The organism is Nonomuraea sp. NPDC051941 (assembly GCF_044593615.1).
Genome location: NZ_JBIUCF010000003.1, coordinates 116261 through 132016 on the forward strand (window position 1 = coordinate 116261; position 15756 = coordinate 132016).

The 15756-nt window shown below is 71.4% G+C and carries 15 protein-coding genes; 9 read left to right on the forward strand and 6 right to left on the reverse strand.

The genetic code is table 11. The features are described from left to right. Positions 1-89: 89 nt before the first annotated feature. Positions 90-683 (reverse strand): TetR/AcrR family transcriptional regulator, encoded by a 594-nt coding sequence (locus ACIHFD_RS07025; RefSeq protein ID WP_350729002.1) that lies wholly within the window; start codon positions 681-683, stop codon positions 90-92. A gap of 97 nt (positions 684-780) precedes the next feature. Here ACIHFD_RS07025 and ACIHFD_RS07030 point away from each other — a divergent pair, with 97 nt between their 5' ends. Beyond that, positions 781-2964: an MMPL family transporter gene (locus ACIHFD_RS07030; protein WP_397365966.1), complete on the forward strand. Its 2184-nt coding sequence runs from the start codon at positions 781-783 to the stop codon at positions 2962-2964. On the opposite strand, the gene ACIHFD_RS07035 is transcribed toward ACIHFD_RS07030, so the two are convergent. Further along, positions 2933-3781 (reverse strand): GNAT family N-acetyltransferase, encoded by an 849-nt coding sequence (locus ACIHFD_RS07035; RefSeq protein WP_397365967.1) that lies wholly within the window; start codon positions 3779-3781, stop codon positions 2933-2935. The genes ACIHFD_RS07030 and ACIHFD_RS07035 overlap by 32 nt on opposite strands. Positions 3782-3875: 94 nt before the next feature. On the opposite strand from ACIHFD_RS07035, the gene ACIHFD_RS07040 reads away from it, so the two are divergent. Next, complete coding sequence (locus tag ACIHFD_RS07040; RefSeq protein ID WP_397365968.1) at positions 3876-4778, forward strand: lactonase family protein; 903 nt, start codon at positions 3876-3878, stop codon at positions 4776-4778. 52 nt (positions 4779-4830) lie between these two features. Further along, on the forward strand, positions 4831-6180 hold the full coding sequence (locus ACIHFD_RS07045) for a N,N-dimethylformamidase beta subunit family domain-containing protein (RefSeq protein WP_397365969.1): 1350 nt from the start codon (positions 4831-4833) through the stop codon (positions 6178-6180). A 29-nt stretch (positions 6181-6209) separates the two neighbouring features. Here ACIHFD_RS07045 and ACIHFD_RS07050 read toward each other — a convergent pair whose 3' ends face one another. Further along, positions 6210-6935 (reverse strand): Clp protease N-terminal domain-containing protein, encoded by a 726-nt coding sequence (locus ACIHFD_RS07050; protein ID WP_397365970.1) that lies wholly within the window; start codon positions 6933-6935, stop codon positions 6210-6212. A gap of 107 nt (positions 6936-7042) precedes the next feature. Here ACIHFD_RS07050 and ACIHFD_RS07055 point away from each other — a divergent pair, with 107 nt between their 5' ends. Together ACIHFD_RS07055 and ACIHFD_RS07060 are read left to right on the forward strand one after the other, a co-directional pair. Beyond that, positions 7043-7450, forward strand: coding sequence for a hypothetical protein (locus tag ACIHFD_RS07055; RefSeq protein WP_397365971.1), 408 nt, complete (start codon positions 7043-7045; stop codon positions 7448-7450). Positions 7451-7493: 43 nt separating this feature from the next. Continuing rightward, positions 7494-8081: a DJ-1/PfpI family protein gene (locus ACIHFD_RS07060; RefSeq protein ID WP_397365973.1), complete on the forward strand. Its 588-nt coding sequence runs from the start codon at positions 7494-7496 to the stop codon at positions 8079-8081. A gap of 17 nt (positions 8082-8098) precedes the next feature. Here the strand turns inward: ACIHFD_RS07060 and ACIHFD_RS07065 are convergent, their stop codons facing one another. Then, positions 8099-9556 (reverse strand): FGGY family carbohydrate kinase, encoded by a 1458-nt coding sequence (locus ACIHFD_RS07065; protein WP_397365974.1) that lies wholly within the window; start codon positions 9554-9556, stop codon positions 8099-8101. Between the two features lie 111 nt (positions 9557-9667). Here ACIHFD_RS07065 and ACIHFD_RS07070 point away from each other — a divergent pair, with 111 nt between their 5' ends. Continuing rightward, on the forward strand, positions 9668-10693 hold the full coding sequence (locus ACIHFD_RS07070) for a 6-phosphofructokinase (protein ID WP_397365975.1): 1026 nt from the start codon (positions 9668-9670) through the stop codon (positions 10691-10693). 142 nt (positions 10694-10835) lie between these two features. Here ACIHFD_RS07070 and ACIHFD_RS07075 read toward each other — a convergent pair whose 3' ends face one another. Then, positions 10836-11510 carry an MHYT domain-containing protein gene (locus ACIHFD_RS07075; RefSeq protein ID WP_397365976.1) on the reverse strand — a complete coding sequence of 225 codons (675 nt, stop codon included), beginning with the start codon at positions 11508-11510 and terminating at the stop codon, positions 10836-10838. A 206-nt stretch (positions 11511-11716) separates the two neighbouring features. Next, complete coding sequence (locus ACIHFD_RS07080; protein WP_350729018.1) at positions 11717-12583, reverse strand: MHYT domain-containing protein; 867 nt, start codon at positions 12581-12583, stop codon at positions 11717-11719. Between the two features lie 111 nt (positions 12584-12694). Here ACIHFD_RS07080 and macS point away from each other — a divergent pair, with 111 nt between their 5' ends. The 3 genes from macS to thiI all read left to right on the forward strand — a co-directional run bounded on the left by macS (position 12695) and on the right by thiI (position 15754). Beyond that, positions 12695-13840 (forward strand): MacS family sensor histidine kinase, encoded by a 1146-nt coding sequence (macS, locus tag ACIHFD_RS07085; protein WP_397365977.1) that lies wholly within the window; start codon positions 12695-12697, stop codon positions 13838-13840. 9 nt (positions 13841-13849) lie between these two features. Next, positions 13850-14491 (forward strand): response regulator transcription factor, encoded by a 642-nt coding sequence (locus ACIHFD_RS07090; protein WP_319710515.1) that lies wholly within the window; start codon positions 13850-13852, stop codon positions 14489-14491. A 63-nt stretch (positions 14492-14554) separates the two neighbouring features. Continuing rightward, a complete protein-coding gene (gene thiI / locus ACIHFD_RS07095; protein WP_397365978.1) occupies positions 14555-15754 on the forward strand; it encodes a tRNA uracil 4-sulfurtransferase ThiI in 1200 nt (399 codons plus the stop codon). The last annotated feature ends 2 nt before the right edge of the window (positions 15755-15756 follow it).

The following is a 15756-nucleotide window of genomic DNA, read 5'->3' on the forward strand; positions in this document are numbered from 1 at the left end:
AGTCTGCGCTCAGCCCAGATGGCGGACCAGGGCGAGCCTCAGTCTGCGCTCAGCCCAGATGGCGGACCAGGGCGAGCTTCAATCCGCGCTCAGCCCAGATAGCGCACCAGAGCCAGCTTCAGCTCCGCCACCAGCTCCGCGCCGCGCTCCGGCGTCGCGGTGGTGACCAGCGGCATCACCGCCTTCACCATGGCCACCGCCATCGTCCCCATGAGCGCGGCGCGCTCCTCCGCCAGGCCGGGGGAGCGGCGGCGGAGCATGGCCGCGACCTGCCGGGCGATGTCGTCGTGCAGCCGCCGCGAGGCCGAGGCCAGCTGGTCGCCCGTCGCCGACCCGTACAGGAGCGACCAGTACGCCGGTGACGCGCTCTTGAACCTGACGCTCTCGTCCACGACCTGCCCCACCAGCGCCTCCAGCGGCACCTCCGGGGTGACGGCGGCCAGCCGGGCGGCCCAGAACTCCTGCCGGTCGTCGGTGTAGCGGGCCACGAGCCCGTCGAGGATCTCCTCCTTGTTGCGGAAGAACTGGTAGAGCGACCCGGGCGACATCCCCGCCCGCGTGGCGACGTGGTTCGTCGTCATGTCCGGGTATCCGACCTCGGCGATCACCGACTCGGCGGCGTCGAGGATCTCCGCCATGCGCTTCAGGCCGCGCGCCTGCCGGCGGACCGTGCGTTCAGGCATGGGTCTCCTCGTTGACAAATGCGAGCATTCACTTGTATTTCTGGTTGGGAGAGCAAACACGAGTAGTTTACCGAGTTTTGAGGCGGGGGCACCTTACATGGCGCTGAACACGCGGCCACGGCCGGTCCACACGAAGACGGCCGGGCCGCCGCTGCGCAGGCTGGGCTTCCTCATCGTCCGGCGCCGCCGGGCCGTGCTCGCCCTGGCCCTGGTCGTGCTCGCCGTCGCCGCGGCGCTGGCGGCCGGGGCGGTGCCGCGGTTGTCGCTGGCCAGGTTCGAGGCGCCGGGGTCGGAGTCGGACCGGGCGCAGGCCGAGCTGGTACGGCGGTTCGGGACCGGCAGCCCCGACATGATCTTCCTGGTGACCGCGAAGGCCGGCACCGTGAACGACCCCGCGGTCGAGGCCGAGGGCAGGGCGCTGACCGCGCGGATCGGCGGGCGGGAGGGGGTCGCCGAGTCCGCCTCGTACTGGACCCGCGGCAGGCCCGCCACCATGCGCAGCGAGGACGGCAGGCACGCGTTGATCGTGGTGCGCATCCCCGGGGACGCCGACCACGTGCGCGGGCGGGTGCTGCCCGGGCTCGTGCCCGAGATCACCGAGGGCACCGGCCTGCTCCAGGTGCGGGCCGGGGGAGGGGAGGAGGTCTTCAGGGAGGCCGTGCCGCTGTCCAGACAGGACTTCGTACGGGCCGAGCTGGTCATCTTCCCGCTGGCGTTCGCGCTGCTCTGGCTCTACCAGCGGCGCGCCATGGCGGCCCTGGCGCCGATCCTGGCCGGGGTGTTCGCGATGGTGATCGGGCTGGCGCTGCTGCGGGTGCCCCTGGCCTTCACCGGGATCTCCACGTTCGCCCTGAACCTGACCCTCGCGATGGGGCTCGGGCTCGGCATCGACTACTGCCTGTTCGTCATCCAGCGCTTCCGCGAGGAGACGCGGCGCGGCGCTGACCGGGCGAGCGCAGTGGCCGGGGCCGTGGAGCACGCGGGGCGGACGGTGCTGTTCAGCGGGCTCACCGTGGCCTCGTCCCTGGCCGTGCTGTTCGCGCTGCCGTTCGACTTCCTGAGATCCTTCGCGTACGCGGGCATCGCCGTCGTCGCCGGCGGCCTCTTCGCGGCGGTGATCGTGCTGCCGGCCGTGCTGGCCTCGATCGGGGCCGGCGTGCTCCCCAAGCGGGTCGGGCCGGAGCGGGACGCGGGGTTCTGGCACGCGCTGGCCGTCCGGGTGATGCGGCGGCCGCTGGTGTTCGGCGGGCTGGCCACGGCGGTGCTGCTGCTGCTCGCCTCGCCGTTCCTGGGGCTGCGGTTCGGCGTGGCCGACGACCGCATCCTGCCCCTGGAGGCGTCGTCCCGGCAGACGCAGGAGATCATCCGGCAGTCTTTCCCGGCGGAGGAGACCGACGCCATCCAGATAATCGCCAAAAATCAGACGTCAGGCGATATTTCGCAGTATGCGGTGGAGTTGTCCCGGCTCCCCGGGGTCGCCCAGGTCGACTCCGCCGCCGGCTCGTTCGCGGACGGCGACCGGGTGGGCGACGGCGACCCCGAGAGGTTCCGGCGCGGGTCGGTGCGAGACACCTGGCTGTCCGTGGTCCCGTCCGCCGAGGCGCTGGCCGACGACCCGGTGCGGCTGGTCCAGTCCGTACGCGCCGTCGAGCCGCCCTTCGAGGTCCTGGTCGGCGGCTACCCGGCCGAGCTGGCCGACTACCGCGCCTCCATCGTCGACCGGCTCCCCCTGGTGCTGGCCCTCATGCTCGGCGTCACGTTCCTGGTCCTCTTCGGGATGACCAGGAGCCTGATCATCCCGCTCAAGGCGTCCCTGCTGAACCTCCTCAGCATGGGCGTCATGTTCGGCGCCATCGTCTGGGTCTTCCAGGACGGCAACCTCGCCGGCCTCCTCGGCTTCACCCCGACGGGCACGCTCGACCCCAGCATCCCGATCCTGATGCTCTGCGTCGCGTACGGCCTGTCGATGGACTACGAGGTCTTCCTGCTCTCCCGCATCAAGGAGGAGTACGACCGGACCGGCGACACCGAGGAGGCCGTGGCCACCGGCCTGCAGCGGGGCGCGCCGCTGATCACGGCCGCCGGCGGGATCCTGGCGCTCACGTTCGCCGCCTACGCCACGGCGCAGGTGATGTTCGTGCAGATGCTGGGCGTCGGCATGGCGGTGGCCGTGCTGGTCGACGCCACCGTGATCAGGGCGGTGCTGGTGCCGAGCCTGATGCGCCTGGCAGGCCCGCTCAACTGGTGGCCTAGAGGTCGCGTGACCACATCTGCTCGGTGACCTCGACCCCGTTCTCCACGCCCCTCTCCTCCGAGTCCAGCGCGAACCCGGTCCCCTCGTAGATCCGCCGCGCGCTCACCAGGCAGTCGCGGGTCCACAGCGTGATCCGCTTGTACCCCTCGGCCCGCGCGTGCCGCAGGCACTCCTCCACGAGCCGCCGCCCGAGCCCCAGCCCTCTGGCGGACGGCTCCACCAGCAGCATCCGCAGCTTGGCCGTCGTCTCGTCCTGCCGCACGCAGAACACGCAGCCGGCCCGCTCCCCGCCCACCTCGGCGATCCACCCGGCGTCCCGGGAGAAGTCCAGATCGCCGACGATCCTGGCGACGAGCTGCTCGAACTCCGTGCCCCAGCCGTACTCGCGGCTGTAGAGGTCGCCGTGCCGGTAGACGACCCAGCCCAGGTCGCCGGTGCGCGGGGGCCTGATCACGTACGGTTGCCCGGCGCCCCCGTCGCCCAGCAGCTCCCTGATCGTGGCCATGCCGGCCACCAGCCGCCCCTGGCTCTCGTCCGGCAGCTCGGACAGCAGCCGCTCGATCTCCTCGGCCGAGCGCCTGTCGAGGTCCGCGAACGTCTGGGTGCCCGCGGAGGTGAGCCGTACGAGCTGCTTGCGGGCGTCCGACGAGGAGCGCTCGCGCGAGATCAGCCCGTCGGTCTCGAAGCGCGCCAGGATGCGGCTGAGGTAGCCCGCGTCCAGGTCGAGCAGGGAGCGCAGTGCCCCGGTCTCCATCGGCGCGGCGTGCGCCAGCTCGAACAGCACCCTCACCTCGGTCAGCGAGTACGGCGAGTCGAGCATGCCCGCCTGCAGCACGCCGATCACTTTCGTATAGAACCGGTTGAAGGCCCTGACCTCAGAGACCCTTGCCTCTGTCAACGAACTCATTGCTACAGTCAACCATGAGAGGATCCCTGTTGTGAAGCGCGTCTACATAGGCGGATACGGCCCCGGCATCGTCACGGTCGGCGGCGGGCTCACCAGAGTGGCCTCGCCGTCGTTCCTGGCCGCCCATCCCACCCTGCCGGTGCTGTACGCGGCGGGCGAGCTCGAACGCGGCTGGCTCACCGCGTTCCAGGTGGGCGAGACCCTCGACGTGCTGGACGAGCGGCCGAGCGAAGGCTCCCTGCCCTGCCACGTCGCCGTGGACCCGACCGGCAGCGTGCTCGCGGCGGCCAACTACGGCGACGGCGTCGCCGTCGTCTACCGCCTCGACGATCGCGGCGCGTTCGAGGGCGAGCCGATCGTGCTGCGCCACCAGGGCTCGGGCCCGGACCCGGAGCGCCAGGAGGGCCCGCACGCCCACGAGGCCGTCTTCCACGACGGGATCCTGCACGTCTCCGACCTCGGCACCGACGAGATCCGCCGCTACCGCTACGACGGCACCGCGCTGGAGCCGATCAAGCTCGAGCCCGGCACGGGCCCGCGCCACTTCGCCTTCTCCGGATCGCGCCTCTACGTGGCGGGCGAGCTGGCCGGCACCGTCACCCTCATCGAGGACGGGCGCCACACGGTCGTCCCCGCCTCGCGCGCGCAGGGCAAGAACGCCCCGTCCCACCTCCAGCTCGCCGGCGACCTCGTGTACGTCGCCAACCGCGGGCCCGACACCGTCACGGTGCTGCGCGCCGCCGACCTGTCGTACGTGGCGGAGGTGTCGGCGGGCGGCGACTGGCCCAGGCACTTCGCCATCGACGGGACCACCATGTACGTGGCCGGCCAGCACTCGGACGCCGTCACCGTCTTCCGGCTCGAGGACGGCGTGCCCGAGCCCGCGGAGGAGGCGTACGAGGTCGAAAGCCCGGCCTGTGTGCTGATCATGTAAGGAGTTCGCCAAGTCACGGCTCATCGGGTCGTTCGGTCATGACCATGGACGGGTGCGAAAGATCCTCGTCATGCTGTCGTCGCTGGTCGTCGTCGCCGGGTGCGGCGGCTCGCCCCCAGCTCCCGCCCCGGACCGGGTCCAGCGCCCGGACCCGGCCGGGACGCCTCCGTCCGTCGCGGAGGTGCAGGAGTCGTGGCGCATCACGCGGCTCGGCGCGGAGCACGAGATCGAGGGCTACGCCGACCGGGTGAGCGTCCTGCCGGGCGAGCGCTTCGGGCTGCGGGTCTCGACGACCGCTCCGCGCTTCTCGGCGCGCGCCTTCCGCATGGGCGCGAACCCGGTCAAGGTGTGGGAGTCGCCCGCAGTCCAGGGCGTTCGGCAGGCGCCGATGCGGCTCGTGGGCGGCACGGTGAGCGCGGCCCACTGGCGGCCCTCGCTCACCGTGGACACCGCGGGCTGGCCCGAGGGCGCGTACCTGATCAGGCTCGACGCCTCGACCGGCGCCCAGCGGTACGTCCCGATCACCGTGCGCTCGGCCTCCACCGCCGGCCGGGTGGTGATGGTGAACGCGGTCACCACCTGGCAGGCGTACAACCGGTGGGGCGGCCACAGCCTCTACACGGGCCCGCGCGGGTACGCCGACCGCTCCCGCGCCGTGACCTTCGACCGCCCGTACGACGACGACGGGGCCCGGCTCTTCCTGGACTTCGAGAAGGAGGCGCTGGCCGTGGCCGAGCAGAGCCACGTGCCGCTGGCGTACCTGACGAACCTGGACCTCAAGCCCGGCGTGCTCGACGGCGCCCGCGCGGTGGTGTCGCTGGGGCACGACGAGTACTGGTCGCCCGGCATGCGCACAGTCGTCACCACGGCCAGGGACGCCGGCACGAACCTGGCCTTCCTCGGCGCGAACGCCGTCTACTGGCGGATCGCGACGCACGACCGGACGCTCGCCTGCGACAAGGAGCGGCTCTGCCGGCTGTGGCGGGACTCCAAGCCGGAGAGCACGCTGGTGGGGCAGATGTACGACTGCTTCCCGGCGGAAGGCGCCTACCGGGTGACGCGGCCGCACCACTGGATCTTCGCCGGGACCAAGGGGAGGCGCTTCCCGGGGATGGTCGGCGTCGAGTCCGACAAGGTGTCGCGCGGGTCGCCGGGGAACGTCCAGGTGCTGGCGGAGTCGCCGTACTCCTGCGGCGGCGGGCGGGCGACCCACTCCGACAGCACCTACTACGTGGCGCCGAGCGGGGCGGGGGTGTTCGCGTCGGGGACGATGCGCTGGGTGTGCGCGATGCGGGGGGAGCGGTGCGGCCACGGCGTCTCCGACCGCGCCGCGGCCTTCACCCGCCGCGCGACCACCAACCTCCTGACCCGCTTCGCCCAGGGCCCGGCAGGCGCCCCCTGACGCGCCCCTCCCGGGACACCAGGGCTCGATCAGGACATGGTGTCCCGCAGGATCTCGCCGAGCGTCCGGACGATCTCACGCTCGGCGGGCTCCTTGGTCACGCCCAGCTCGGCCAGTGCCCGGGCCACCGGCTCGTCGTCCAGCGACAGCACGCCCAGCAGCAGGTGCTCGGTCCCGACGAAGGGGTGGCCCAGCCGCAGCGCCTCGCGCAACGTCAGCTCCAGCGCCTTCTTGCTCTGCGCCGCGAACGGCACGGCCTCGATCGTGGGCTCCCCGCCCGGCCCGAGCGCCGTTCTGGCGGCCTCCCCGACCGCCTCCGGCGAGGCCCCGAGCGTCACCATGGCCTTGGCCGCCAGCCCGTCCGGCTCGCTCAGCAGCCCCAGCACCAGGTGCCCCACCTCGATGTGGCCGTGCCCCGCGTCCTGGGCCTCCTTCTGCGCCCGCACGACGACCCGGCGGGCCCGATCGGTGTAGCGGGCGTAGGCCCGCAGCTCCCCGGCCAGGGAGCCGCCGTCCTTGGGCACGAACCGCTTCTGCACGGCCTGCTTGCTGACTCCCATGCTGCGCCCGATGTCGGTCCAGGACGCCCCGGACCGCCTGGCCTGGTCCACGAAGTGCCCGATCAGATGGTCGGCCACCTCGCCGATGTGCTCACCCAGCGACACGGCATCGGCCAGCTCTTCCAGCGGGTCGCCGTCCGGATGGCGGCCCTTGATCGTGTTGATGAGGTCGTCGAGACGAACGATGCTCTCCATGCGTCAACCATAGGTTGACGACCTACTCCCGTCAACTTTGGGTTGACGCTCGGAACGTGCCAGCATGAGGCGTCGTGGGACGCACCCGATGAGGCCATCTTGAACCTGTGATGGACAGTGACGGCACCGCGGCGGAGACACCCGCCCGGCGGCTCGCTTGCTTCAGCGGATGGCGCCGGATTATCAGCCCCTGGTGGTTACGGACCTGGCTGCGGACCGGCGGCCCGATCCCGGCGGTGCGGCGGCGAGTGCACGCCTGGGAGGAGAACCGGAAACTGACCTGGGACCGATGGTCGTCGGAACTGGACGCCCTCGACATGCTGGACAGCCTGGACGCGCCGATCCTCGGCTGGGCGAAGGTGATCGGCGCCGGGTGGGCGGTGGCGTACCTGCTGCTGTCGCTCGACCCCTCCATCCGCGACAAGGTGGACGTGTTCAGCCCGTTCCTGGGGGTCGCCCGGGAGGATGCGCGGGTGCGGGACGAGGCAGGACGCGACACTCGCTCCGTGGCGTGAAAAGGAGATGACGCGCCCGGCGTTGCGGCGAGATCCTGGCTGCGTGCGAATCGAGATCGTGGTCTTCGACGGCTTCGACGAACTGGACGTGTTCGGGCCGTTCGAGGTGTTGTCCATAGCCGGGCTCGCCGTCGAGCTGGTCGCCGCCGAGCGGCCCGGCACCGTGACCAGCATGCGCTCCGTCAGGGTCGAGGTGCCCACCGTCCTGGGGCGGGCCGACGGGGTGATCGTTCCGGGCGGCGGATGGCTGAACCGGGCCCCGGCGGGCGCCTGGGCCGAGGCGCAGCTCGGCGTGCTCCCGTCCAGGCTCGCGGAGGTGGCGCCCTCGACCCGCTGGATGGCCTCGGTGTGCACCGGTGGGCTGCTGCTCGCCGCCGCCGGGCTGCTGGCCGATCGGCAGGCGACCACCAACCACGACGCGTACGAGGAACTGCGGTCCTACGGCGTGGACGTCGTCGAGGAACGCGTCGTCGACGCCGGCGACCGCATCACCGCCGGAGCGCTGAGCGCCGGGCTGGACCTGGGCCTGTGGATCACCGAACGAGAGCTGGGCACCGCGACCGCCGACCGCGTCGCCGCCTCCATCGGGTACGCGCGGACGGCACGCGTCTTCCACGCACGAGGGCGGTGACGCACCGCGGGCGCGTCCTATCGCCGGGAGGCCAGCTCGACGGCGGCCCGCCAGCGTTCGTAGGCGGCGTCGTCCCGCGGGCCGGGCTCGAAGCGGCGTTCGAGCTGCCACGTATGGCGCAGCTCGGCCCGCGAGGCCCACACGCCCGCTCCCAGCCCGGCCAGGAAGGCGGCGCCGAGGGCCGTGGTCTCCTGGATCGCCGGGCGCTCCACCGCCGCCCCGAGCTGGTCGGCTTGGAGCTGCATGAGCAGGTCGTTCGAGGCGGCCCCGCCGTCGGCCTTGAGCACCGGTACGGCGCCCCCGGTCATCACCTCCACCACGTCCCGCACCTCGAACGCGATCGCCTCCAGCGTGGCCCTGACGAGGTGCGCCCGCGTCGTGCCCCGTGTGATGCCGGTGATCAGCCCGCGCGCGCCGGGGTCCCAGTGCGGCGCCCCGAGCCCCGTCAGGGCCGGTACGAACACCACGCCCCCGCTGTCGGGCACCGTGCGCGCCACGGCCTCGGACTCCGGCGCCGTGCCGATCAGCCCCAGCCCGTCGCGCAGCCACTGCACGGCGGCCCCGGTCACGAAGATCGACCCCTCCAGCGCGAACGTGCGCTCGCCCGACGGCGTCTGCCAGGCCACCGTGGTCAGCAGCCCCTTGTCGGAGCGGACGATCTCCCCACCGAGGTTGGCCAGCACGAACGAACCCGTGCCGTAGGTGCACTTGACGTCCCCCACGTCGAAGCACGTCTGCCCGAACAGCGCCGCCTGCTGGTCGCCGGCCACCCCGCTGATCGGCAGCTCCAGCCCGAGGAAGGCGGACGGCTCCGTGAGCCCCAGCGGCCCGTAGTTGGGCACGATGTCGGGCAGCGCCTCCATGGGCACCCCGAACAGCTCGCACAGCTCCGGCTCCCAGTCGCCGGAGGCGAGGCCGTACAGGAGGGTGCGTGAGGCGTTGGACGGGTCGGTCACGTGCCGCGCGCCCGCCGTGAGCCTGGCGATGAGGTAGGAGTCCACCGTGCCGATGGCGATGTTCCCCGACCGGACGCCCGCCCACGTGGTCTCGTCGTGCTCGGCGAGCCAGGTCAGCTTCGTCGCGGTGAAGTACGGGTCGAGCCGCAGCCCGGTCAGCTCCGACACGCGCGGCTCGTGGCCCGCCTCGCGCAGCCGATCGCAGATCGCGGCCGTGCGCCGGTCCTGCCACACGATGGCCCGGCACGGCGCGGCCAGCGTGTGCCGGTCCCAGAGCACGGCGGTCTCGCGCTGGGTGGTGATCCCGACGCAGGACGGGGAGCCGGTGGCCCCGCTCAGCGCGGTGCCGCACGCGGAGAGCGTGGCTTGCCAGATTTCTTCGGGATTGTGCTCCACCCATCCGGGGGAAGGAAAGTGCTGTGCGAACTCCTCGTAGCCCTTGGACTCGATTTGTCCGTTTTCAGTGACTACGAGAGCGGTCACGCCTGTCGTCCCGGCGTCAATGGCCAACACACTCACGAAATACCCCCGCAATCTGGGCAGACTGGCGTTTGGTCTAGACCACTGCCCGCGACGACGGGCAGAATGCGAGTCTGACATCAAGGTGACCCCCATCGGGAGGAACCCGCCATGCGTATTGGAGTGCTGACCGGGGGCGGCGACTGCCCCGGCCTCAACGCCGTGATCAGGGCCGTGGTGCGTAAGGGGGTGGGCGTCTACGGTCACGAGTTCGTCGGATTCCGTGACGGCTGGCGCGGCCCGCTTGAAGGCGACACGATGCCGCTCGACATCCAGGCCGTGCGGGGCATCCTGCCGCGCGGCGGAACGATACTGGGTTCTTCCCGCACGAACCCCATCAAAATTGAGGGCGGGGTCGACCGGATCAAGGAGAACCTCGCCACCACCGGCGTCGACGCCTTGATCGCCATCGGCGGCGAAGACACGCTGGGCGTCGCCAAGCAGCTGTACGATCGCCACGTCAACGTGGTGGGCGTGCCCAAGACCATCGACAACGACCTGTCGGGCACCGACTACACCTTCGGCTTCGACACCGCAGTCAACATCGCGACCGAGGCCATCGACCGCCTCCACACCACCGCCGAGTCCCACCACCGGGCGCTCATCTGCGAGGTCATGGGCCGCCACGCGGGCTGGATCGCGCTGCACGCCGGCATGGCGGGCGGCGCGAACGTCATCCTCATCCCCGAGCGGCCGTTCGACATCGACCGGGTCTGCGAATACGTCGAGTCCCGCTTCCGCACCCGCTATTCGCCGATCATCGTGGTCGCCGAGGGCGCCCACCCGATCGAGGGCCAGATGGAGCTGCAGACGGGCGAGCTCGACGCGTTCGGGCACGTACGGCTGGGCGGCATCGGCGAGATGCTGGCCAAGGAGATCGAGAAGCGCACCGGCAAGGAGGCCCGCACCACGGTGCTCGGCCACATCCAGCGCGGCGGCACCCCGACGGCCTACGACCGGGTGCTGGCCACCAGGTTCGGGCTGCAGGCCATCGACGCCGCCCACGAGGGCGACTACGGCAAGATGGTCGCCCTGCGCGGCACCGAGATCGTCCGCGTCGGGCTCGACGAGGCCACGGCCGAGCTGAAGACCGTGCCCGCCTCGCGCTACTCCGAGGCGGAGGTGTTCTTCGGCTGAGTGAAAGCCGCTTGCAAGCGCGCGGCCGTACCTTCTGAACCAGCGGGGGCGATCACCGACGACAACCCCGCCTCAGGGTACGGCTTGCGCCGCGGCGAGTTGGCGGCCCACCACGCGTCGCAAGCCGTACCTGGGAGATAGCTCAACCGCGGGGCGTGCCGAAGAGATCCACTTCCGGCGCGCCCTCGTCGTTCCCGCGCAGCCGATCCCGGTATTCCGCCTCGCTGCGCAGCTCCTTCTCCGAGGGGGAGAGGATGACGGCGAGCAGCAGCCCGACGGTGATCACACTGATGCCGACGATCAGCGGCAGCAGCAGGTCGACGGCCTTGACGCCGGGCACGGGCACCATGTCGGAGTGCACGGCCACCGACATCGAGTACATCCCCGTGTAGTGCATGCCCGAGACCGCCACCCCCATGACCAGCGCCGCACCGCCGATCTTGAGGGCGCCGCTGACCCGCACCGTGAACCAGAGCGCCACCGTCGCCGCCGCCACCGCGATCAGGACGGACACGGAGACGATCACCGGGTCGAAGGAGACGAGGGCCGACATGTTCATCGCGGACATGCCGAGGTAGTGCATGCCGGCCACGCCGAGGCCGGTCAGGACGCCGCCGCCGAGCAGGTAGGCCGGCCGCTCGCCGCCGTAGGAGACCAGGAACAGGCCCATCCCCACGACGACGACCGCGATGAGCGCGGACAGGGCGGTGAGCGGCACGTCGTAGCGGATCACCGAGCCGGTCACGGAGAAGCCGAGCATGGCCAGGAAGTGCATCGTCCAGATGCCCGTGCCGCCGATCGCGAAAGCGGCCCCCACCAGCCATAAATGACGCTCGCGCCCGCCGGCGAGGCGGGCTCTCGAGGTCAGCAGCAGGCCCAGCATGGAGCCCACGCTGGACATGACGTACGCGAGCACGGGCGTTGACAGCCCAAAGGAAAAATGATCGATCGGCGACACGACCCCCACCCCAAACCCCTACGCACCGATAAGGGAGTATGAACAGGGAGTCGCCGACCGCGCAACTATCTTCTGCGGCCCTGCATGGCCTGGCGGCGCTGCACCGGCATCGGCATCGGCGGCGCGGGGTAGGTGAGCTGCTCCTGCTGGGTGGTACGCCGGCGCAGCTCCAGCTTGGCGACCAGCTCGGCGTCCTCGTGCAGCTCCTCCTCCGAGGGCGAGAGGATCACCATGAGGAGCATGGTCAGCGTGATCAGGCTGATCACGGTCATGAGGGGCACGAGGAAGTCGAGCGCGTCGGCACCCGCGACCACGCCGGGTTCGGCGTCGACCGTGACGTGCATCGCGTAGATGCCGGTGTAGTGCATGCCCGAGACCGCCACGCCCATGACCAGGGCGGCGAGGGTGATCCAGATGGGCTTCTTGACGCGCAGCGTGAACCACAGCGCCACCGTCGCGGCCACGACCGCGATGGCCACGGAGGCGGCCACGGTGAGGCGGTCATAGGAGACGTGGGCGGACATGTTCATCGCGTACATGCCCAGGTAGTGCATGGAGGCCACGCCCAGGCCGGTGAGCAGGCCCCCGCCGAGGAGCGCCAGGACCCGGCCGCCACCGTACGAGACCAGCAGCAGGCCGGTGCCCACCACGACGATGGCCACGATCGCGGAGGCGACGGTGAGCCACACGTCGTACTTGATCTGGGTGCCCTCCACCTCGAAGCCCATCATGGCGATGAAGTGCATGACCCAAATGCCGGTGCCGCCGATCGAGATGGCCGCGCCCAGCAGCCAGCGCACCCGGGAACCGCCGCGGGAGGCGTGCGCCTGGGCGGTGAGCCGTAGTCCGAGCATGGATCCGATGCAGGACATCACGTAGGCGAGCAGAGGGGTCAGCAGGCCGTAGGTGAAATGATTCACAGCGGAGGTCATCTATCGGTCCTTGGTAATTAGGGGTTCCCGGATTGTGCCATCCGGGTTGTCCCATTCGCATGGATATCACCACTATCTGTCAACCTCTCTGTCGGAACATGAGAAGGACTCATGGCTATCGAAGGCCCGTTCTGGCGAGCGATCGCGGTCTACCGGGTGGCGTCGCTGGTGTACGCGGCCGTGCTGATGGCCCAGCACCGCGGCTACGAGCAGCCCGTGCTCGGCTGGCTGGTGATCGGGGTGATGGCGCTGTGGACGGCGGGGGCGACGTTCGCCTATTCGGCCGGGTCGGTGCGCCGGTGGCCGCTGCTGACGATCGACCTGCTGGTCGCCGTGGCCTGCCTGCTGGTCTCTCCGTACGTCGAGGGCGCCGGTCAGGGCGCGGAGGGCACCATGCCCGTGCCTGCGACGTGGATAGCCGCTCCCGTGCTGGCCTGGGCCGTGCACGGGGGCAGGCGGCTGGGCGCGGTGGCGGCGGCCGTCGTCGCGGCGGGCGACCTGTGGCTGCGCGTCCGCACCGGCCAGGCGCCCATCCTGATCAATGGCGCGGTCCTGCTCTTCCTGGCGGGCGTCGTGGTCGGCCACGTGGCCCGGCTGGCCAGGCAGGCCGAGGAGCGCATGCAGCGGGCCATCGAGATGGAGGCCGCCCAGCGCGAGCGCGACCGGCTGGCCCGTGACATCCACGACTCGGTCCTGCAGGTGCTGGCCCTGGTCCAGCGGCGCGGCCGGCAGATCGGCGGTGAGGCGGCGGAGCTGGGACGGCTCGCCGGCGAGCAGGAGGCCGTGCTGCGCCGGCTCGTCGCCCCGGCCTCCGCCCCCGTCCCCGTGGGGTCCGCCGACCTGCGTGCCCTCCTCCTGGCGCACGCCTCGCCCCAGGTGACGGTCTCGACGCCCGCCACGCCGATGATCCTGCCCGCGCCGGTGGCCGCGGAGGCGGCCGCCGCCGTCCGGGCGGCGCTGGACAACGTACGGGACCACTGCGGGCCCGGCGCCCGCGCCTGGATCTTCGCCGAGTCGTCGGACGGCGCGATCACGGTGACGGTGCGGGACGAGGGTCCGGGCATCGCCGAGGGCCGCCTGGCCGAGGCCGCCGCGGCCGGTCGCCTGGGAGTCGCCCAGTCCATCCGCGGCCGGATCGAAGACCTCGGCGGCACGGTCGCCTTCGCCGGCAGCGTGGGGGAGGGCACGGAGGTCGAGATCAGTGTGCCCGCCTCGGGGGCGCCGCGGCCGGAGGGCGGGGCCGGGGCGCGCGGTTAGAGTTGCGGCATGGTGCGGGTGATGGTGGTGGACGACCATCCGATGTGGCGTGACGGCGTCGCCAGGGATCTCGCCGAGGCCGGATATGAGGTCGTCGCCACCGTGGGGGAGGGGCGGCAGGCGGTACGGGCGGCCGGGGCGGCGCGGCCGGACGTCGTGGTGCTCGATCTGCGGTTACCGGATATGTCGGGCGCGGAGGTGGCCGCCAGGCTGGCCGCGGTGGAGCCACCGCCGAGGGTGCTGGTGTTGTCGGCCAGCGCCGAGCAGGACGACGTGCTGGAGGCGGTCAAGGCCGGCGCGTCCGGATATCTGGTGAAATCGGCCAGCCGGGAGGAGTTCCTCGACGCGGTACGCCGCACCGCCGACGGCGACGCCGTGTTCACCCCGGGCCTGGCCGGGCTCGTGCTCGGCGAATACCGGCGGCTGGCCGCGCAGCCGGCGCCCGCCGAGGGGCCGCGGCTGACCGAACGCGAGACCGAGGTGCTCAGGCTGGTCGCCAAGGGTCTGTCCTACCGGCAGATCGCCGAGCGGCTCGTGCTCTCCCACCGCACGGTGCAGAACCACGTCCAGAACGCGCTGCGCAAGCTCCAGCTCCACAGCCGGGTCGAACTGGTCCGATATGCGATCGAGCACGGGCTGGACGCGGACTAAACTCGATGGCGCGCGGCGTTGCCTTCGACGCGTGCCCTTCCCCGTCTTTCCGGAGGTTCCACCATGACGATGTCCGCCCTGGGCGAGCCATGTGTTCTGCTCAAGCTGGGCGAGATCGTCCTGAAAGGCAAGAACCGCGAGCTGTTCGAACGCCGCCTGATCAGCAACATCCGTGACGCGCTCCGGTCGCTCGACCTCAAGCTCGACGTGCGCAAGCGGCACGGCGTGATCGCGATCTTCCTGCCCCAGGGCGCCACGGTCGAGCAGGCGCAGGCCGTGGCCCAGCGGGTCGCCGACGTTCCCGGGCTGGTCTGGATCCACCGGGCCTGGCGGGTCGCCAAGGACCCCGACGCCGTGCTGAAGGCCGGCCTCGAGCTGGTCGGCGAGACCGAGGAGGCCAAGCGGGGGGCCCGCTTCGCCGTCCGCTCCCGACGCCGCGACAAGCGCTTCCCGCTGCACTCCAACGAGCTCGACCGCCTCGTGGGCGGCGCGATCAACGACGAGTACGGCCTGCCGGTCGACCTGAAGAACCCCGAGCTGACGGTGTTCATCGAGGTCGACAGGGACGAGGTGTTCGTCTTCACCGGCGGCATCCCCGGCCAGGGCGGCCTGCCGGTCGGCAGCAGCGGCCGGGCCCTGGTGCTCATGTCGGGCGGCATCGACTCGCCGGTGGCGGCCTACCGGATGATGCGGCGCGGGCTGCACGTCGACTTCCTGCACTTCTCCGGCATCCCGTTCACCACCTCCGAGTCGATCTACAAGGCGTACGCGCTGGTCAAGAAGCTCGACCGGTTCCAGGGCGGGTCGCGGCTGTGGGTGGTGCCGTTCGGCAAGGCGCAGCAGTCGATCCGCACCTCCGGCCAGGACCGCCTGGCGGTGATCGCGCAGCGGCGGCTCATGCTCAAGACGGCCGAGGAGGTCGCCCACCGCATCCGCGCCGCCGCGCTGGTCACCGGCGACGCGCTCGGCCAGGTCTCCTCCCAGACCCTGACCAACATCACCGCCCAGGACAACGCGGTGGAGCTGCCGATCCTGCGGCCGCTGGTGGGCTGGGACAAGACCGAGATCATGGCCGAGGCGCGGCGCATCGGCACGCTGGAGATCTCCGAGCTGCCCGACGAGGACTGCTGCTCGCTGCTGGCGCCCAAGCGGGCCGAGACCCGGGCCAAGATCGAGGACCTGAAGCAGATCGAGAAGCGGCTCGACGCCGAGGAGCTGTGCGTGCAGCTCGCCGACTCGATCCAGGAGTACACCCTCGACTAGCG